The sequence below is a fragment of the Paraburkholderia dipogonis genome, assembly GCF_042680985.1.
Taxonomy (GTDB): domain Bacteria; phylum Pseudomonadota; class Gammaproteobacteria; order Burkholderiales; family Burkholderiaceae; genus Paraburkholderia; species Paraburkholderia phytofirmans.
On sequence record NZ_JBHUFR010000016.1, the window covers coordinates 374,962 to 394,144 of the forward strand.

Consider the following 19,183-nt stretch of genomic DNA (forward strand, 5'->3'; position numbering starts at 1 on the left):
CGTCGTCGTTTCAGGCCGCGGCTTCATACTCTGCGTTCGACCGGGCGGACAACGCGCCTAAACTGGCCATTCGGCCGATGTAAAGGGGCACGCTTCCTGCGATAATCCAACGTCTGAACTTCACTGACGAACCTTCCGACAGCATGGCCCGAACCTCCGCCTCACATCCCGCAACCAGCGCCCCGGCAGAGCGTGCCGCGTGGCTGCGCGCGGAACTCGAACGCGCCAACTACGCGTACTACGTGCTCGACCAGCCGGACCTGCCCGACGCGGAATACGACAAGCTGTTCAAGGAGCTGGAGCGCATCGAAACGGAGCATCCGGATCTGATCGTGCCGGATTCGCCCACCCAGCGCGTGGGCGGCGAGGCGGCGAGCGGCTTCGAGCCGGTCGTGCACGACCAGCCCATGCTGTCGCTGAACAACGGTTTCGCCGACGAAGACATCGTCGCGTTCGACAAGCGCGTCGGCGACGCGCTCGGCAAGAACGCGAGCGAGCCGCCGGTGCCGGTCGACTATGCGGCCGAGCTGAAATTCGACGGCCTCGCCATCTCGCTGCGTTACGTCGACGGCGTGTTCGTGCAAGCCTCCACGCGCGGCGACGGCACGACCGGCGAGAACGTCACCGAAAACGTCCGTACGATTCGCTCCATTCCGCTCAAGCTGAAGGGCAAACGCGTGCCGCACGTGCTCGACGTGCGCGGCGAAGTGCTGATGTTCAAGCGCGATTTCGAGCGGCTGAACGAACGCCAGCGGGCCGCTGAACAGAAGGAATTCGCCAACCCGCGCAACGCCGCGGCGGGGAGTTTGCGGCAGCTCGATTCGAAGATCACCGCGCAGCGGCCGCTGTCGTTTTTTGCTTATGGCATTGGCGTGCTCGAAGGCTTGGAGATGCCGGCCACGCATAGCGAACTGCTCGACTGGTACAAGGAACTCGGCTTGCCCGTGAATAGCGAGCGGGCAGTGATGCAGGGCGCCGAGGGCTTGCTGGGCTTTTTCCACGGCGTCGGCGAGAAGCGCGAGAAGCTGCCGTATGACATCGACGGCGTGGTCTATAAGGTCAACCGGCGCGATGAGCAGGATGCGCTCGGCTTCGTGTCGCGCGCGCCGCGCTTCGCGTTGGCGCACAAATTCCCCGCGCAGGAAGCGCTGACCAAACTCGTCGCGATCGACGTGCAGGTCGGCCGGACCGGTGCGATTACGCCGGTGGCGCGGCTGGAGCCGGTGTTCGTCGGCGGCGCGACGGTCACGAATGCCACGCTGCACAACGAAGACGAAGTGCGCCGCAAGGATATCCGCATCGGCGACACGGTGATCGTGCGGCGCGCCGGCGACGTGATTCCCGAAGTGGTGAGCGCGCTGCTCGACCGGCGTCCTTCCGATGCCCGTGAATTCGTGATGCCCGCGCAGTGCCCGGTGTGCGGTTCGAGCATCGAGCGCCTGCCGGACGAGGCGATCGCGCGCTGTACCGGCGGCCTGTTTTGTCCCGCGCAACGCAAGCAGGCGCTCTGGCATTTCGCGCAGCGGCGCGCGCTGGATATCGACGGCCTCGGCGAAAAAATCATCGACCAGCTGGTCGAACAGAACCTCGTGCGCACGCCGGCCGATCTGTTCAACGTCGGTTTTGCGACGCTCGCCGAACTTGACCGCTTTGCCGAAAAGTCCGCGCAGAATCTGCTCGACTCGCTCGAAAAGGCCAAGCACACCACGTTGGCGCGCTTCATCTACGCGCTCGGCATCCGGCACGTGGGCGAATCCACGGCGAAAGATCTCGCCAAGCACTTCGGCTCGCTCGATCCGATCATGGACGCTTCGGTCGAAGCCTTGCTGGAAGTCAACGACGTAGGGCCGGTGGTCGCGGAATCGATCCATCAGTTCTTCGCCGAGGAGCACAACCGCACGGTGATCGAGCAGTTGCGCGCGCCGGGCAAGGTCACGTGGCCCGAAGGCCCGCCGGCGCCGAAGGCGCCGCAAGGCGTGCTGGCCGGCAAGACGGTCGTACTGACCGGCACCTTGCCTAGCCTTGCTCGCGAAGAGGCGAAGGAAATGCTGGAAGCGGCCGGCGCGAAAGTGGCCGGCTCCGTATCAAAGAAAACGGACTATGTGGTGGCGGGCGCCGACGCGGGCAGCAAGCTGGCGAAAGCTGAGGAACTCGGCGTTCCCGTACTCGACGAAGATGGTATGCGTAAGCTCCTGGAGGGGCAGTTATGATCCGCGAAATTCTCAAGATGGGCGATCCGCGCCTTTTGCGCATTGCCGATCCGGTCGATCACTTCGACACGCCCGAGCTGCATGAGCTCGTCAAAGACATGTTCGAGACCATGCACGACGCGAACGGCGCGGGCCTTGCCGCGCCGCAGATCGGCGTGAATCTGCAGGTGGTGATCTTCGGCTTCGGGCACAACGAGCGCTATCCGGACGCGCCGCCGGTGCCGGAAACGGTGCTGATCAATCCGACCATCACGCCGGTCTCGCTGGATATGGAAGAGGGCTGGGAGGGCTGCCTGTCCGTGCCGGGGCTGCGCGGCGCGGTGAGCCGCTTTTCGATGATCAAGTACCACGGCTTCGATCAGTACGGCAAGCCGATTGACCGTGTCGCCGAGGGCTTTCACGCGCGCGTCGTGCAGCACGAGTGCGATCACCTGATCGGCAAGCTGTATCCGATGCGGATCAACGACTTCGCGAAGTTCGGCTTCACGGAAGTGCTGTTTCCGGATATGGATCCTAATAGCGACGATTGAGGCGGCTTGTGCTGCTTCGGGCACTGCGGCGCTGGCATCTTCGGCCTGGCGCAGCGCAGGGATAAAAAAACCCACGCGAAATGCGTGGGTTTTTTGTTGAGGCGTCGGTCAGCCCGAAGCGGGTTTAGAACGACTCGTCCGGCGACAGATAACGCCATTGGCCCGGCGGCAGCGCCCCCAGCATCACACGGCCCATACGCACGCGCTTCAGGCCGATCACTTCGAGGCCGACCAGTTCGCACATGCGGCGAATCTGGCGCTTCTTGCCCTCGCGCAGCACGAAACGCAATTGCTCGCCGTTCTGCCAGTTTACTTGCGCGGGCTTCAGCGGCACGTCGTCGAGCGACAGGCCGTGGCATAGCAGTTCAAGGCTTTCGGGCGGGAAGTGGCTTTCGACGTCGGTGGTGTGCTCGCCGAAAGCCACGCGCACCAGATATTCCTTGTCGATCTCAGAATGACCGCCGATCAGTTGCTTGGCGATCCGGCCGTCTTGCGTCAGCACCAGCAGGCCCGTCGAATCGATGTCCAGGCGGCCGGCCGGCGCGAGCTGGCGCAAATGCGCGACGGAGAAGCGGATGTCCGCGTGATCACCTTCCCAGCGATTTTCCGGCGTGACCAGCGTGATGGCCGGCTGATAGCCGTCCTCCGCCTGACCTGAGACCAGGCCCACCGGCTTATGGATCAGCACCGTCACCTGGCTCATCTGCGCGGCCTCGGCGGCGGGGTCGATTTCGATGCGCTGGTCCGGACGGACTTTGGTGCCGAGCGTGTCGATGCGCTCGCCGTCCACCATCACCCAACCTTTCTCGATCCACTCGTCGGCTTCGCGGCGTGAGCACATGCCGAGTTCGGACATCAGCTTGGACAGGCGCAGCATGCCTGGCGCGTCTTCGTAATCGCGACGCGGCGTGCGCGGAGCGGCATCGATTTCGCTGTCGCGCTCGGCTCGGGCCGCGCCACGCGGCTTGTCGGCATGCGCGGGACGGTCGTCGCCGAAACGGCGGCCGGCGGCCGGCAGCGTCTTGTCGAAGCTGCGGGCCGGGCGCTCGCCACGCTCGGTGCGTTCATTGCGCTCAGCGCTGCGCGCCGGGCGGTCGCCGAATTCGCGTTTGGCCGGGGCGCGTTCGCCACGCTCGTCGCGCGGAGCGCGTGCCGGGCGGTCGGCGCGGTCGCTGAAGCCGGCTTTAACGGGCTTGGCGAAGCTGCGTTCGCCGCGTTCGGATGAACCGCGCTCGCCTTCGAAGCGGCGCGGCGCGCTATCGCTGCGCGGCCCGCGTTCGCCGCCGCGGCGGTCTTGCGGCGCGCCACGGTCGCTGCTGAAACGCGGACGGTCGGATGCGTCGCGGTCACGGCGTTCCGGCCGCTCGCCACGCGGACCGCCTTCCGACGGACGGCCTGCGCCCGGACGCGCTCCGCTGAACGGACGGCGTTCGCCGTCGTCGCGGCGCGGGGCGCGATCGCCGAAGCTGCGCGGTGCACGTTCGCTGCGATCCGTGCTGCCTTCGAAGCGACGGGGTGCGCGTTCTGCCCGGTCACCGGTTTCACGACGCAGCGCGCGGTCATTGCGGTCGGCCGTGCCTTCGAAACGGCGCGGTGCGCGCTCGCTGCGATCTGAACTGCTTTCAAAGCGACGTGGAGCACGTTCGGAACGATCGCCTGCGCCTTCGAACCGGCGCGGTGCGCGCTCGGTGCGATCACCACCGCCTTCGAACCGGCCCGGCGCCCGTTCACCACGATCGCCCGCGCCTTCAAACCGGCGCGGTGCGCGATCGGCGCGATCACCGCCGCCTTCGAACCGGCCCGGCGCCCGNNCGGTGCGCGCTCACCGCGATCACCACCGCCTTCGAACCGGCGGGGCGTCCGTTCACCACGATCGCCCGCGCCTTCGAAACGACGTGGCGCGCGATCGGTACGGTCGCCACCACCTTCAAACCGGCGCGGCGCGCGTTCCGCATCGTCCCGACGCGGGGCACGGTCGCCGCTTCCTTCAAACTTGCGCGGCGCCCGTTCTCCCTCGGCGCGGCGCGGCGCGCGTTCGCTACGCTCATCGCCGCCTTCAAACCGGCGCGGAGCACGCTCACCATCATCCCGGCGCGGAGCACGCTCGCCGCCGCCTTCGAACCGACGCGGCGGTCGGTCCGACGTCGCGCGCGGGGCGCCAGCGGCGTCCCGATCGCGCGAAAACGACCCTTCAGCCCTTGCAGGACGCGCACCGGCGGCCGGCTTGCCAGCAGCCGCCGGCCGCTTGCCGCCGCCGGTTGCGCCGGCGCGTTCACCTCGCGCCCCGCCAGGAGCCGGCGTCGCCGGCCTGGGTCCCGCCGGGCGCGTCGGCTTGCGCGCCGACGTGCTACCGGTACGGACAGGGGCGCGTTCGGACGAAGCCGGCCGCGGGTGCTTGGCTGTTAATTTGACTCGCATGAAATCTCACACTGCGATCGCGCGCAGCAGTTCGGTCTCGACCTGAATTTGCAGGCGGTTGTCCGACAGACCGTGTCCATCCAGCAGGAACACGTCTTCGACGCGTTCGCCGAGCGTATTGATCCGCGCCGAAGCGACGCCGACCCGATGCTCGGCCAGCACACGCGCGATCGAATAAAGAAGGCCTGGCCGGTCGTTCGCCGACACGGACAGGATGTAATATTGGCCGCGCTCGTCGGCCCGAAGATCAACGCGCGGGGTCACAGGGAAGGTCCGCGACAGCCGCGACAAACGGCCTTTCGACGGTCCCGGAAGCAGGGTGCCGTCACCGGTAAGGCGGGCGGTCAGTTCCTGTTCGACCAGATTGGCAATATCGCGATAATGCACGTCTTCTTCGGTATGCGCGACGAGGAAATTATCGAGCGCGTACCCGTGACGGGTCGTGCTGACCCGCGCATCGAGCACCGACAGGCCGTTGCGGTCGAAATACGCGCAAATGCCGGCGAACAGATCGGGCTGGTCCTTCACGTACACGAGCACCTGAAGCGCCTCGCCGATCGGCGACGGACGGGCCCGCACGATCGGCGTCGGCGTTTCAACGTGGCGGTAGAGCACACGTGTTTGCCACGCGATATCCGCCGCGTCATGCCGCAGGAAATAGCCGATGTCGAGCTTGTCCCACAGCGCCTTCTGCGCGCCTTCCGGCACGGTTTCGAGGCGCAGCAGCGCGAGCGCTTCTTCCTGACGCGACTTCAGCTCCGAATGCGCATCCGGCCGCGCGCCGCCGAGCACTGCGAGCGTGGCGCGGTACAGGTCTTCCAGCAGCTTGCCTTTCCACGTGTTCCAGACTTTCGGACTGGTGCCGCGAATGTCTGCGACGGTCAGCAGATAGAGCGCCGTGAGGCGTCGCTCGGTGCCGACCAGTTCGGCGAACCGCTTGATCACTTCCGGGTCGCTCGTGTCCTGCTTTTGCGCGACCTGGCTCATGGTCAGATGTTGCTGAACTAGCCACACGACCAGTTCGCCGTCTTCGCCCGTGATGCCGTGATTGCGGCAAAAGCGCCGCGCGTCGGCCATGCCGAGCGTGGAATGGTCACCGCCGCGGCCTTTGGCGATGTCGTGAAACAGTGCCGCGACGTATAGCACCCATGGCCGGTCGAAGTTGGCGATCAACTGGCTGCAGAACGGATATTCGTGCGCGTGTTCGGCCACCGCGAAGCGGCGCAGATTGCGCAGCACCATCAGAATGTGCTGGTCGACGGTGTAGACGTGATACAGATCGTGCTGCATCTGTCCGACGATGCGCCGGAAGTTCAGCAGGTAACGCCCCAGCACGCTGGTCTGGTTCATCAGGCGCAACGCATGGGTAATGCCGGCCGGCTGCTTCAGGATGGCCATGAAGAGCCGCCCGTTTTCCGGATCGCGGCGCCAGTGCTGGTCCATTACGTCGCGGGCGTTGTAGATCGCGCGCAGCGTGCGCGCCGACAGGCCTTTCACCCCGGGCGTCTGCTCGTACAGCAGGAAGGCCTCGAGAATCGCGTTCGGTTCGCGCTGGAACACGTCGTCGCTGGCGATTTCCAGCATGCCCTGCTTTTCGACGAAGCGGTCCGACAGCACGCGCGTAATGCCGCTCGTGCTGGGGAAGAGCTGCGCTTCGATGTTCTGGATCAGGATCGTGGCGAGCTGCGTGACCGCTTTGGCGGACCAGTAGTAGCGACGCATGAGCTGTTCGCTCGCGCGCTTGGTCGCGGTCGGCTTGTAGCCGAAGCTCTCGGCCACCGCCGTTTGCAGATCGAACACCATGATGTCCTGACGACGCCCGGCGATCACATGCAGCCGGGCTCGCAACGCTTTCAGGAAACTCTCGTTGCGGCGCAGTTCGCGCGCCTCGCGCTCGGTGATCAGGCCGCGTGCCTCGAGTTCACGCCAGCTGCTGCCGAAACCAGCCGCCTGGGTGATCCACAGGATCAGTTGCAGGTCGCGCAGGCCTCCCGGGCTTTCCTTGATATTGGGTTCGAGCGAGTAGGGCGTGTCCTGGAACTTCGCGTGGCGCTGGCGCATTTCCAGGACTTTGGCTTGGAAGAAGGCTTTTGGGTCAAGCGCCTCGCGGTAGCGCTTCGCGAAGTCGTCGAACAGCTCGGCGCTGCCGGTAATGCGCCGTGCCTCGAGCAGCGAGGTGCGCACCGTGACGTCGTTGGCGGCCTCTTCGAGACATTGCGACACGCTGCGCACGCTGCTGCCGAGCTCCAGCCCCAAATCCCAGGCGAGGCTGATAAAGCGTTCGATGCGCGCTTCGAGATGCTCGATCGGCGCGTCCGGCAGCAGGACCAGGATGTCGATGTCGGAATGCGGCGCCAGTTCGCCGCGCCCGTAACCGCCCACGGCCACTAGCGCCAGCTCGGGCGGCAGTTCGCAGGTGTTCCAGGCCGCGCGCAAGGAGTCGTCGGTGGCGCGCGCCAGCGAGGCCATCAACGCGTCGACGTTGGTGGCCGTCCGGAAGCGTTCCAGCAGTTGGGCTTTGGCCACTTTGTACTCCGCCTTGAGCGACGTGGCAGGGGATTGGGCGACGGCTGGAACACTACTCATTGGCAGGGAGGCGCAGAGGTGGGAAGCGGGTCAGGCCGTGGCCGCGACGACCGGCGGGCGCGCGGGCGTGCCGGCGGACACGGTCAGCACGTCGTAGCCGGTTTCGGTGACGAGGATGGTATGTTCCCACTGCGCCGACAGGCTGCGGTCTTTGGTTTTGACGGTCCACTGGTCCGGCATGGTGCGAATGTCGCGGCGGCCGGCGTTGATCATCGGTTCGATCGTGAAGATCATGCCGGTTTGCAGTTCGAGCCCGGTGCCGGGGCGGCCGTAGTGCAGGATTTGCGGGTCTTCGTGGAATACCGTGCCGATGCCGTGGCCGCAGTATTCGCGCACCACGCTGTAGCCCTGGCCTTCCGCATGTTTCTGGATCGCGTAGCCGATGTCGCCGAGATGCGCGCCCGGGCGCACCTGGTCGATGCCGAGCCACATGCATTCGAAGGTGGTCTGCACGAGCCGCTTCGCCATGATCGAGCCTTCGCCGACAATGAACATGCGGCTGGTGTCGCCGAAATAGCCTTCCTTGATGACGGTGACGTCGATATTGAGCGCGTCGCCGTTCTTCAGCGTCTTGTCGCCGGGAATGCCGTGGCAGATCACGTCGTTGACGGAAATGCAGGTGGCCTTCGGGTAGGGCGGATAACCGGGCGGCTGATAGTTCAGCGGCGCTGGCACCGTGCCCTGTTCCTTCAGCATGTATTCGTGACACAGACGGTCGAGTTCGCCGGTCGTGACGCCGGCGGTGACGAACGGAGTAATGTAGTCGAGCACTTCGCTCGCCAGTTTGCAGGCGACGCGCATCTGCGCGATATCGTGTTCGTTTTTGAGCGTAATAGCCATGAGTCGGGCCTGAAATGCGATTTATTGCAGGATTATCGCACCATATTTCCGCCGCCGCAGGCTTTTGCGACCGGGCCGGTGGCTTTCGCGGAGTCCCGTGCGGGCTCGTTCAAGGCGGTCGGCGCTCGCGCGGGTGCAACCCGCCGGTCATAAACAGGGCTACCGGGCAGGTTGAGTCGTGCCATAGTCGCGTGCTATAATCTTTGGCTAAGTCGATCTCTGTCTTGCATTATTTGTCCATTCGGGCAACAAAAGCGGCAGGATTGGCTTCTCATGGCGCCGGTTGCCTGCGCCATGAGGTAATGCAGAAGCGAAAGCAGAAGCATAAAAAAGGCAGCACAAGGCAACAAAGGCAGCAGACTCGCAAGCCGGCGCACCCAGGGTGTCCGTCGCGTTCAGCCAGAGAAGATGGCAGCGTGGCCGATACGGCAGCCGGCTTAAGACCCAACCCTCGCGGAGATTTTCATGGCAGTTACCATGCGTCAAATGCTGGAAGCCGGTGTCCACTTCGGTCACCAAACGCGCTTCTGGAACCCGAAGATGGCCCCCTTCATTTTCGGTCATCGCAACAAGATTCACATCATCAACCTCGAAAAGACGCTGCCGATGTACAACGACGCGCTGAAGTACGCGCGTCAACTGGCAGCCAATCGCGGCACGATCCTGTTCGTCGGCACGAAGCGTCAATCGCGCGACACGATCGCTGAAGAAGCACAACGCGCCGGCATGCCGTTCGTCAACGCGCGCTGGCTCGGCGGCATGCTGACCAACTTCAAGACGCTGAAGGTCTCGATCAAGCGCCTGAAGGACATGGAAGCAGCGCTGGAAGCAGGCGAAACCGAACGCATGAGCAAGAAGGAAGCGCTCCTGTTCGAACGCGAAATGGCCAAGCTGGTCAAGTCGATCGGCGGTGTGAAAGACATGGGCGGCATTCCGGACGCGATTTTCGTGGTCGACGTCGGCTACCACAAGATTGCCGTGACCGAAGCGAACAAGCTCGGCATTCCGGTTATCGCCGTGGTCGACACGAACCACTCGCCGGAAGGCATCGACTACGTGATCCCGGGTAACGACGACGCCTCGAAGGCTGTCGCTCTGTACACGGCTGGCGTGGCTGACGCGATCGTCGAAGGCCGTGCCAACGCGGTCAACGAAGTGGTGCAAGCTGCACGTGGTGGCGACGGCGACGAGTTCGTCGAGGTCAACTCGGAAGCGTAAAGCTGCCCCGTGTCCGGCAAAAAAGGGGGCTTTCTACAGGCCCCCTTTTTTTAAGCCGCGACATTGTAGTGGGGCGCTGCCGACAGTGTCCGAAGCAGCGCTCGAGGCGTTCTCCGTAAAAAATACGCGGAATGCTGAAACGAATTCTTGCCGCCGGCATCGAAGTCCGGGCGGCGTGTGACAGACGGAACTCAAGGAGCAAATGATGGCGGCAATTACCGCAAGCATGGTTGCAGAACTGCGCGCAAAGACCGACGCGCCGATGATGGAATGCAAGAAGGCGCTGACGGAAGCCGACGGCGACATGGCGCGCGCTGAAGAGCTGCTGCGCGTGAAGCTGGGCAACAAGGCCAGCAAGGCAGCATCGCGCGTGACGGCTGAAGGCGTGGTTGCCTCGTTCATCGGCGGCAACGCGGGTTCGCTGGTCGAGCTGAACTGCGAAACCGACTTCGTTTCGAAGAACGACGACTTCCTGGCTTTCTCGAAGCAGGTCGCCGAGCTGGTCGCCACGCAAAACCCGGCTGACGTCGCCGCGCTGGCGGCACTGCCGCTGGAAGGCTCGACGGTCGACGCAGTGCGTCTGGCACTGGTTGGCAAGATCGGTGAAAACCTGTCGATCCGCCGTTTCGTGCGCTTCGAAACCTCGAACAAGCTGGCAGCGTACCTGCACGGCACGCGTATCGGCGTGCTGGTCGAGTACACCGGCGCGGACGAGCAGGTCGGCAAGGACGTGGCAATGCACATCGCCGCGATGAAGCCGGTTTCGCTGTCGTCGGACGACGTGCCGGCGGACCTGATCGCCAAGGAACGCAGCATTGCTGAACAGAAGGCCGCCGAATCGGGCAAGCCGGCTGAAATCGTCGCCAAGATGGTCGACGGCAGCGTGCAGAAGTACCTGAAGGAAGTGTCGCTGCTGAACCAGACGTTCGTTAAAAACGACAAGCAGACGATCGAACAGATGCTGAAGGCTGGCAATTCGAGCGTGCAGAAGTTCGCGCTGTTCGTGGTCGGAGAAGGCATCGAGAAGAAGCAGGACGATTTCGCAGCTGAAGTCGCCGCGCAAGTCGCTGCTGCAAAGCAACAATAAGTATCACGTAAGCTTCACTGCAATATCGTTGTACCCGCGGCGGAGCAAGACTTTGCCGCGGTCGGCAGCGTCGCAAGGCTGCGCGCGGGTTGACCCTCGTGGCGCACGCCGCCAGCGAACTCCAGGGTTCGTCAATTTGGCGACGCTTGCCCGAATCAGCATTTCACCCCTACATTAGTCCCTTGTTGTTGCCCTGTTCTGCGCGATCTGGATACCTCTATGCCCACTGCCTATAAACGCGTCCTGCTCAAACTCTCCGGTGAAGCTCTGATGGGCGACGATGCCTTTGGCATCAACCGCGCGACCATCGAACGAATGGTGGCGGACGTGGCCGAAGTGGTCCGTCTCGGAACGCAGTTGGCCGTGGTGATCGGCGGCGGCAATATTTTCCGCGGCGTCGCGGGCGGCGCGGCGGGTATGGATCGCGCCACGGCCGACTACATGGGCATGCTGGCCACCATGATGAACGCGCTGGCGCTGCAGGATGCCATGCGCCACGCCGGCATCGAGGCGCGCGTGCAATCGGCGCTGCGCATGGATCAGGTGGTCGAACCGTACATCCGGCCCCGCGCGATTCGTCAGCTCGAAGAAGGCAAAGTCGTGATTTTCGCGGCCGGCACCGGCAACCCGTTCTTCACGACCGACACGGCCGCCGCACTGCGCGGCTCGGAAATCGGCGCGGAAGTCGTGCTGAAAGCAACCAAGGTAGACGGCGTTTATTCCGCCGACCCGAAGAAAGATCCGAGCGCGACGCGTTACACCACGATTAGCTTCGACGAGGCGATCGGCCGCAATCTGCAGGTAATGGACGCCACGGCGTTCGCGCTGTGCCGCGACCAGAAGCTGCCGATCCGGGTGTTTTCGATCGTCAAACCGGGCGCGCTCAAGCGCATCGTACAAGGTGATGACGAGGGTACCCTCGTCCACGTGTAAACTCTCGTTCACATAACGTGGGCTTTAGCGCGAGCCCGGGCCGCCGCATCTTGCGCGCGCTGGCCGGCTCGCACCGTTTTGAAGGTTCGGAGGTTTAAAAATGTCTGTGGCTGATATCAGGAAGGGCGCTGAACAAAAGATGCAGCGCTCCATCGACGCGTTCAAGAACGACCTGTCGAAGATCCGCACGGGCCGTGCACACACGGGCCTGCTCGATCACATCCAGTGCGATTACTACGGTTCGCCGGTGCCGATTTCGCAAGTCGCGAATCTGACGCTGATCGACGCGCGCACGATCGGCGTGCAGCCGTGGGAAAAGAAGATGGTGCAGGTCGTCGAAAAGGCGATCCGCGAATCGGACCTGGGTTTGAACCCGGCCACGCAAGGCGACGTGATCCGCGTGCCAATGCCCGCGCTGACCGAAGAACGCCGCCGCGAACTGACCAAAGTGGTCAAGAGCGAAGCGGAAACGGCCAAGGTGGCGGTGCGCAACTTGCGCCGTGACGCCAACGAGCAACTGAAGAAGCTCGTGAAAGACAAAGAAATTTCGGAAGACGACGAGCGTCGCGCGGGTGACGACGTTCAGAAGCTGACGGACAAGTTCGTCGCCGAGATCGACAAGCTCGTCGTGACGAAAGAAGCCGAGATCATGACGGTCTGAGGCCGGCCGGCTCAGCTGCTCACGTTCTCCACTTCTTTTATTTGCAGTCACTGTCCCGACGGCCATGACCTATACCAGCTCAACCGTGCGCGTGCCTGATGTCGCCGCGGTGCCGCGACATATCGCGATCATCATGGACGGCAACGGCCGTTGGGCCACCCAGCGGCGCTTGCCGCGCGTGGCGGGCCATACGCGCGGCGTCGACGCGGTGCGCGCGGCCGTCGAGGCGTGCGCCCGTCAGGGTGTCGAATATTTGACGCTGTTCGCCTTCAGCTCGGAAAACTGGCGCCGTCCGAACGAGGAAGTCTCGTTCCTGATGCGTCTGTTCGTAACCGCGCTGGAGCGCGAGATCGGCAAGCTGCATGCGAACGGTATCCGTTTGCGCGTGGTGGGCGATCTGGCGCGCTTCGATACGCGTATCCGCGACTTGATCAAGCGCGCGGAGACCAAGACCGCGCGCAATACCCGCCTCACGCTCACGATCGCCGCGAACTACGGCGGCCGCTGGGACATCATGCAGGCCACCCGCAAGCTCGCCGAACAGTCGGCGCTGGCGGGCAAGGCGGTCGAGGTGACCGAAGACTCGTTCGCCGAACACCTCTCCATGGCTTATGCGCCGGAGCCGGACCTCTTCATCCGCACCGGCGGCGAGCGCCGCGTCAGCAACTTCCTGCTGTGGCAGCTCGCCTACACCGAGTTCTACTTCACCGACACGTTCTGGCCGGACTTCGACGCCGACGCGCTCGGCCACGCCATCGCTTCGTACGCGGAGCGCGAACGCCGCTTCGGCCGCACCAGTGCTCAACTCGAGCCGCAATCGCAAAACGTCGATTCGCTTCCATGCTAAAAACCCGTGTCATCACGGCGATCATCCTGCTGGCAGTGTTCCTGCCGGTCACGTTGTTCGCACCCGTGGGCGCGTTCGGCGCGCTGATCGCTTTTGTCGTCGTGTTCGCCGCGTGGGAGTGGGCGCGCCTGCTCAAGCTGGGCGGCGCGGGCCCGGTCATTTACGCGCTGATCGCCGCAGTGGCGCTGGTGGCCAGCACGCGTCTCGGTACCGGCATCGAACAAGCCAGGCCGCTCTTTGAAGCGGCCGCCATTTTCTGGGTGATCGCCGGACCGTTCGTGCTGCTGCGCAAGCCCACGCTTGCGCAGGGCGTCTGGCGTCCCTTCCTGTTTCTCGCCGGCATTGTGGTATTCGTCGCGTGCTGGCATGCTCTCGTCGCCGCGCGCACGCAGGGCGTGCCGTTCGTGCTGTCGCTACTGCTGTTGGTATGGCTGGCCGATATCGGCGCATACTTCTCTGGAAAAGCGTTCGGAAAACACAAGCTGGCGCCTGCCATCAGTCCGGGAAAGACTTGGGAGGGCGCGATCGGCGGCTGGCTGGTGGTGATGATCGTCGCGGCGGCGGCGGTCTTTTTGCATGCGTTCGAGCCGACCCTGTATTCTGCGCTGCTGGCGCATTGGGGCGCCGTGCGCACGCTGCTCGCGCTGACCCTGCTGGTGGCATTCAGCGTGGTGGGCGACCTGTTCGAATCGATGATGAAACGCCAGGCCGGTGTGAAAGATTCAAGCGGCCTGTTGCCGGGGCACGGCGGCGTGCTCGACCGCATCGATGCCTTGTTGCCGGTGCTGCCGCTTGCCATGCTGCTGCTCGGCTAGAGAAAGAGATATGCAAAAACGTCTGACATTGCTCGGTTCCACGGGCTCGATTGGAGACAGCACGCTCGACGTCGTCGCGCGTCATCCCGAGCGCTTTTCGGTTTATGCGCTCACCGCGCATCGCAACGGCGACAAGCTCGTCGAGCAATGCCTGCGCTTTCAGCCTGAAGTCGCGGTGGTCGGCGACGCCGACACGGCCGCGAACGTCGCGGCGAAACTGCGCGAGGCGGGTTGCAAGACCGAGGTCACGTACGGACCGCAGGCGCTCGTCGACGTGTCGAAGAGCGACGGCTGCGATACGGTGGTAGCGGCTATCGTCGGTGCGGCCGGCCTCGCGCCGAGCCTTGCGGCCGCGCGCGCCGGCAAGCGCATCCTGCTCGCCAACAAGGAAGCGCTGGTCATGTCCGGCGCGATCTTCATGGACGCGGTGCGCGACAACGGCGCCGTGCTGCTGCCGGTCGACAGCGAACACAACGCGATTTTCCAATGCCTGCCGCGCGAAGCCGCGCTGCACGGCGGCGTCTCCAAGATCATTCTGACCGCGTCGGGCGGCCCGTTCCGCACGCGCGAGCCGGCCACGCTCGTCGACGTCACGCCGGACGAAGCCTGTAAGCACCCGAACTGGGTCATGGGCCGCAAGATTTCGGTCGACTCGGCCACTATGATGAACAAGGGCCTCGAAGTGATCGAGGCGCACTGGCTGTTCAATCTGCCGGGCGAGCGCATCGAGGTGCTGATTCATCCGCAAAGCGTGATCCATTCGATGGTGTCCTACGCCGACGGCTCGGTGCTCGCGCAACTCGGCAATCCCGACATGCGCACGCCGATCGCGCACGCGCTGGCGTTTCCGGATCGCGTCGATTCGGGCGTGGCGCAACTCGACCTGCTGCAGGTCGCGTCCCTTTCGTTCGAAAAGCCGGATTACACGCGCTTTCCGTGTCTGGCGCTGGCGGTGAAGGCGCTGGCCGAAGGCGGCCTGGCAAGCGCGGCACTGAACGCCGCAAACGAGATCGCGGTTGAAGCGTTCCTCGCGCGCCAGATCGGTTTCATGGCGATTGCCCAGGTGGTCGACGCCGTGCTCAACGCGTTGCCGAACCGCAGCGCACACGCGCTCGAAGACGTGATCGAAGCCGATGCCGCCGCGCGTCGCGCCGCTGCCGAATTCATCGCGCGTCTGCCCGACGGCGCCCGTCGCACGGAACGCGCCGTCCAGTGAGGCGCTCATGAATCTGCTGATCGAACTGCTCGCCTTCGCGGTCGCGATTGGCGTACTCGTGGTCGTCCACGAATATGGACACTACAGCGTGGCACGCCTGTGCGGCGTCAAGGTGCTGCGCTTTTCGATCGGCTTCGGCAAGCCGCTGTTCCAGTGGGTGAGTCCGAAGACGGGCACCGAATGGACCATTGCCGCGCTGCCGCTCGGCGGCTACGTGAAGATGCTCGACGAGCGCGAAACGGGCGCCGAACCGATTCCCGCCGAAGCACTGCCGCACGCGTTCAACCGGCAGTCCGTGTGGCGCCGTTTTGCGATTGTCGCGGCCGGTCCGGTCGCGAACTTCCTGCTGGCCATCGTGCTGTTCGCGCTCGTCTTCGCCACCGGCGTGACGGAGCCGGCGGCGGTGGTCGCGGCGCCGGCTCCGAATACGCCCGCGGCTGTTGCCGGCTTCGACGGCGGTGAAACGATCGTTGCCGTGCGTGCCGAGAACGCCGGCGAATCCGAGCCGGTGCGTTCGTGGTCCGACCTGCGCTGGAAACTCCTCGGTGCGGCATTCGATCACAAGCGTGTCGTGCTGAGTGCAAAAGACGCGCACGGGACCTCGGATTTCCAGCTCGATCTGCGCGGCCTCACGGAAAAAGATGTCGACGACGACTTCATGTCGCATCTCGGTTTCGAACCGGGCGGTGGCAAGCTGACGGTCGCGGGTGTGCAGCCGGGTAGCGCGGCGCAAAAGGCGGGTCTTGCCGCGGGCGATCGTCTGCGTGCCGTCGACGGTATTCCCACCGATAACGCCACGGCCTTCATCGCTTATGTAAAATCGCACGCCGGCAAAGCGGTTACGCTGCAGGTCGAGCGCGGCGGCAAGGCGGCGGGCAAGCTCGAAGACGTGAACATCGTGCCGCAGGCACAGCGCGATGAAACGACCGGGCAGCAGATCGGCCGCATCGGCGCGGAACTGGCCACGCAGGTGCCGTCGATCGACGTGCGTTACGGCCCGATTGAAAGCCTCCAGTTGGGTGCGCGCCGTACGTGGGATCTTGCGGTTTACTCGGTGCGCATGTTCGGCAGGATGATCGTAGGCGAGGCATCGCTGAAAAATCTTTCCGGTCCGGTCACGATCGCCGATTACGCAGGAAAGAGCGCACGTCTAGGTCCTTCTGCATTCCTGTCGTTCCTGGCCCTTGTCAGTATTAGCCTTGGTGTACTGAACCTGTTACCAATTCCGGTATTGGACGGGGGTCATCTGTTATATTATTTGGTTGAAGCTGTGACCGGTAAAGTTGTCTCCGATCGCTGGCAACTCGTTTTTCAGAGGGCGGGTCTCGCCTGCATCGTCGCATTGTCGGCGATCGCGCTGTTCAACGATCTGGCTCGTTTAATCCATTTTTAAAGTGTTCGGCGGCGTTCACGATGGCGACCGCCCGACCTGATGCAGCTATACACACTGGGGAAGCACGTTGTTTAAACCTCATCGCTTTGTTCCAAAGACGGTTATAGCCGCGGCATTCGCCGCGCATGGGCTGGTTGCTCACGCAACGACGCCCTTCGTGGTGCAAGACATCCGGATCGAGGGATTGCAACGCGTCGAACCTGGTACCGTGTTTGCCTATCTGCCCATCAAGCAAGGCGACACCTTCAGCGACGACAAGGCATCGGAGGCCATTCGCGCCCTGTATGCCACGGGCTTCTTCAACGACGTCAAGATCGCGACCGAAGGCAACGTCGTCATCGTGCAGGTGCTGGAACGTCCGGCCATCGGCACGATCGACTTCGCCGGCATTCATGAGTTCGACAAGGAAAACCTGACCAAGGCGCTGCGCGCCGTGGGTTTGTCGCAAGGCCGTTATTACGACAAGGCGCTGGTCGACAAGGCCGAACAGGAACTGAAGCGCCAGTATCTGACGCGCGGCTACTACGCCGCTGAAGTCACCACCACGATCACGCCGATCGACCGCAATCGCGTGTCGGTGCTGTTCGCGGTGGCCGAAGGTCCGAGCGCGAAGATCCGCCAGATCAACTTCATCGGCAACAAGGCGTTCAGCACGGGCACGCTGCGCGACGAAATGCAGTTGTCCACGCCGAACTGGTTCTCGTGGTACACGAAGAACGACCTGTACGCGAAAGACAAGCTGACCGGCGACCTCGAGAACGTCCGCTCTTACTACCTGAATCGCGGCTATCTCGAGTTCAACATCGAGTCGACCCAGGTGTCGATCACGCCGGACAAGAAGGACATGTATCTGACGGTCACGCTGCACGAAGGCGAGCCGTACACGATTTCGAATATCAAGCTGGCGGGCAATCTGCTCGACCGCGAGCCGGAGCTGGCCAAGCTTATCAAGATCAAACCGGGCGACCGCTTCTCGGCTGAAAAGCTGCAGGCCACGACCAAGGCTATCGTCGACAAGCTGGGCGAGTACGGCTACGCGTTCGCCACGGTCAACGCACAGCCGCAGATCGATCAGGCCAACCATAAGGTCGACCTGACGCTGCAGGTCGACCCGAGCCGCCGCGTCTATGTGCGCCGCATCAACGTGGTCGGCAATACGCGTACGCGTGACGAAGTGGTGCGCCGCGAAATGCGCCAGCTCGAAAGCTCGTGGTTCGATTCGAACCGCCTCGCGCTGTCGAAAGACCGGATCAACCGTCTCGGCTACTTCACTGATGTCGACGTGACCACGGTGCCCGTGGAAGGCACGCCGGACCAGGTCGATGTGGACGTCAAGGTGGCCGAAAAGCCGACCGGCGCGATCACGCTGGGTGCGGGCTTCTCGTCGACGGACAAGGTGGTGCTCTCGGCCGGCGTGTCGCAAGACAACGTGTTCGGTTCGGGCACGAGTCTCTCGGTGAACGTGAATACCGCCAAGACGTACCGTACATTGACGGTCACGCAGGTCGACCCGTACTTCACGGTCGACGGCATCAAGCGTATCACCGACGTCTACTACCGTACGTACCAGCCGCTGTACTACTCGACGGACTCGAGCTTCAAGATCGTCACGATCGGTGGCGATCTGAAGTTCGGTATTCCGTTTTCGGAAGTCGACACGGTGTACTTCGGTGCCGGCCTCGAGCAGAACCAGCTGGATGTCGACGCGAACACGCCGGCGTCCTACCGGCAGTACGTGCAGGACTTCGGCCGCGTGTCGAACAACGTGCCGATCACGGTAGGCTGGTCGCGCGACGCGCGTGACAGCGCGCTGGTGCCGAGCCGCGGCTACTTCGCGCAGGCCAACGCGGAATACGGTACGCCGATCGGCAGTACGCAGTACTACAAGGCCGACATCAACGCGCAGTACTATTACTCGTTTGCGCGCGGTTTCGTGCTCGGCTTTAACTTCCAGGGTGGCTACGGCAAGGGTATGGGCGGCAAGCCATATCCGATTTTCAAGAACTACTACGCCGGCGGTATCGGTTCGGTGCGTGGCTACGAGCCGAGTTCGCTGGGCCCGCGCGATGCAACGACGAACGACCCGATTGGCGGCTCGAAACTGCTCGTGGGTAACATCGAGTTGACGTTCCCGTTGCCTGGCACCGGTTACGATCGAACGCTGCGTGTGTTCACGTTCCTCGACGCCGGTAACGTCTGGGCGGATGCAAGCAGCGCCGCTACGTCGACCGGCGCGAACGGTCTGCGCTACGGCTACGGTATCGGCCTTGCATGGATTTCCCCTATCGGCCCGCTGAAACTGAGCCTGGGCTTCCCGCTTGTGAAGCACACCGGCGACCAGTACCAGAAATTCCAGTTCCAGATCGGGACGGCATTCTGATCGGGCGGCGGAAGGCGCCCGGCGGCCGGCCCGGCCAAACTACAGTATC

14 protein-coding genes and 1 pseudogene are annotated in these 19,183 nt (G+C 63.8%); 11 read left to right on the forward strand and 4 right to left on the reverse strand.

The features are described 5' to 3' along the window. The first annotated feature begins 143 nt into the window (after positions 1-143). Both ligA and def read left to right on the forward strand, forming a co-directional pair. Complete coding sequence (gene ligA / locus ACFSNN_RS21885; RefSeq protein ID WP_134455706.1) at positions 144-2,210, forward strand: NAD-dependent DNA ligase LigA; 2,067 nt, start codon at positions 144-146, stop codon at positions 2,208-2,210. Continuing rightward, the gene (def, locus tag ACFSNN_RS21890; RefSeq protein WP_012433453.1) at positions 2,207-2,740 is read left to right on the forward strand and encodes a peptide deformylase; all 534 of its coding nucleotides are present in this window, start codon (positions 2,207-2,209) and stop codon (positions 2,738-2,740) included. Before ligA ends, def begins: the two co-directional genes overlap by 4 nt. Before the next feature lie 124 nt (positions 2,741-2,864). Here def and ACFSNN_RS41370 read toward each other — a convergent pair. From ACFSNN_RS41370 to map, 4 genes and pseudogenes are all read right to left on the reverse strand, one after another. Beyond that, positions 2,865-3,620, reverse strand: a pseudogene (locus ACFSNN_RS41370) (pseudouridine synthase); the annotation flags it as partial. Next, on the reverse strand, positions 3,596-4,522 hold the full coding sequence (locus ACFSNN_RS41375; RefSeq protein WP_409348786.1) for a hypothetical protein: 927 nt from the start codon (positions 4,520-4,522) through the stop codon (positions 3,596-3,598). The pseudogene ACFSNN_RS41370 and the gene ACFSNN_RS41375, both read right to left, overlap by 25 nt. Positions 4,523-5,164: 642 nt before the next feature. Next, positions 5,165-7,744, reverse strand: coding sequence for a [protein-PII] uridylyltransferase (locus ACFSNN_RS21900; protein ID WP_134455708.1), 2,580 nt, complete (start codon positions 7,742-7,744; stop codon positions 5,165-5,167). A 30-nt stretch (positions 7,745-7,774) separates the two neighbouring features. Continuing rightward, entirely contained in the window at positions 7,775-8,584 is an 810-nt protein-coding gene (map, locus tag ACFSNN_RS21905) for a type I methionyl aminopeptidase (RefSeq protein ID WP_134455709.1), read from the reverse strand. A gap of 465 nt (positions 8,585-9,049) precedes the next feature. Between map and rpsB the strand changes: the two genes are divergently transcribed. The 9 genes from rpsB to bamA all read left to right on the forward strand — a co-directional run bounded on the left by rpsB (position 9,050) and on the right by bamA (position 19,134). Beyond that, positions 9,050-9,802, forward strand: coding sequence for a 30S ribosomal protein S2 (gene rpsB, locus ACFSNN_RS21910; RefSeq protein WP_012433448.1), 753 nt, complete (start codon positions 9,050-9,052; stop codon positions 9,800-9,802). A gap of 205 nt (positions 9,803-10,007) precedes the next feature. Then, positions 10,008-10,889, forward strand: a complete 882-nt coding sequence (gene tsf / locus ACFSNN_RS21915) for a translation elongation factor Ts (RefSeq protein WP_134455710.1) — start codon at positions 10,008-10,010, stop codon at positions 10,887-10,889. Positions 10,890-11,108: 219 nt separating this feature from the next. Further along, complete coding sequence (pyrH, locus tag ACFSNN_RS21920) at positions 11,109-11,822, forward strand: UMP kinase (RefSeq protein ID WP_012433446.1); 714 nt, start codon at positions 11,109-11,111, stop codon at positions 11,820-11,822. A gap of 100 nt (positions 11,823-11,922) precedes the next feature. Next, a complete protein-coding gene (frr, locus tag ACFSNN_RS21925; protein WP_012433445.1) occupies positions 11,923-12,483 on the forward strand; it encodes a ribosome recycling factor in 561 nt (186 codons plus the stop codon). A 64-nt stretch (positions 12,484-12,547) separates the two neighbouring features. Next, positions 12,548-13,330, forward strand: a complete 783-nt coding sequence (gene uppS / locus ACFSNN_RS21930; RefSeq protein WP_106279635.1) for a polyprenyl diphosphate synthase — start codon at positions 12,548-12,550, stop codon at positions 13,328-13,330. Then, positions 13,324-14,145, forward strand: a complete 822-nt coding sequence (locus tag ACFSNN_RS21935; protein ID WP_134455711.1) for a phosphatidate cytidylyltransferase — start codon at positions 13,324-13,326, stop codon at positions 14,143-14,145. The genes uppS and ACFSNN_RS21935 overlap by 7 nt, the downstream gene beginning before the upstream one ends. A gap of 10 nt (positions 14,146-14,155) precedes the next feature. Beyond that, complete coding sequence (locus ACFSNN_RS21940; protein WP_134455712.1) at positions 14,156-15,361, forward strand: 1-deoxy-D-xylulose-5-phosphate reductoisomerase; 1,206 nt, start codon at positions 14,156-14,158, stop codon at positions 15,359-15,361. A 7-nt stretch (positions 15,362-15,368) separates the two neighbouring features. Beyond that, entirely contained in the window at positions 15,369-16,754 is a 1,386-nt protein-coding gene (gene rseP, locus ACFSNN_RS21945) for an RIP metalloprotease RseP (protein WP_134455713.1), read from the forward strand. Positions 16,755-16,821: 67 nt separating this feature from the next. Next, entirely contained in the window at positions 16,822-19,134 is a 2,313-nt protein-coding gene (gene bamA / locus ACFSNN_RS21950) for an outer membrane protein assembly factor BamA (RefSeq protein WP_012433440.1), read from the forward strand. Positions 19,135-19,183: the final 49 nt, after the last annotated feature.

Bases quoted from the DNA above. Each gene is read 5' to 3' on its own strand.
- rseP (WP_134455713.1), top strand. From the start codon at position 15,369: ATGAATCTGCTGATCGAACTGCTCGCCTTCGCGGTCGCGATTGGCGTA.
- ACFSNN_RS21900 (WP_134455708.1), bottom strand. From the start codon at position 7,744: ATGAGTAGTGTTCCAGCCGTCGCCCAATCCCCTGCCACGTCGCTCAAG.
- ACFSNN_RS21935 (WP_134455711.1), top strand. From the start codon at position 13,324: ATGCTAAAAACCCGTGTCATCACGGCGATCATCCTGCTGGCAGTGTTC.
- def (WP_012433453.1), top strand. From the start codon at position 2,207: ATGATCCGCGAAATTCTCAAGATGGGCGATCCGCGCCTTTTGCGCATT.
- map (WP_134455709.1), bottom strand. From the start codon at position 8,584: ATGGCTATTACGCTCAAAAACGAACACGATATCGCGCAGATGCGCGTC.
- ligA (WP_134455706.1), top strand. From the start codon at position 144: ATGGCCCGAACCTCCGCCTCACATCCCGCAACCAGCGCCCCGGCAGAG.
- frr (WP_012433445.1), top strand. From the start codon at position 11,923: ATGTCTGTGGCTGATATCAGGAAGGGCGCTGAACAAAAGATGCAGCGC.
- pyrH (WP_012433446.1), top strand. From the start codon at position 11,109: ATGCCCACTGCCTATAAACGCGTCCTGCTCAAACTCTCCGGTGAAGCT.
- tsf (WP_134455710.1), top strand. From the start codon at position 10,008: ATGGCGGCAATTACCGCAAGCATGGTTGCAGAACTGCGCGCAAAGACC.
- uppS (WP_106279635.1), top strand. From the start codon at position 12,548: ATGACCTATACCAGCTCAACCGTGCGCGTGCCTGATGTCGCCGCGGTG.
- ACFSNN_RS21940 (WP_134455712.1), top strand. From the start codon at position 14,156: ATGCAAAAACGTCTGACATTGCTCGGTTCCACGGGCTCGATTGGAGAC.
- rpsB (WP_012433448.1), top strand. From the start codon at position 9,050: ATGGCAGTTACCATGCGTCAAATGCTGGAAGCCGGTGTCCACTTCGGT.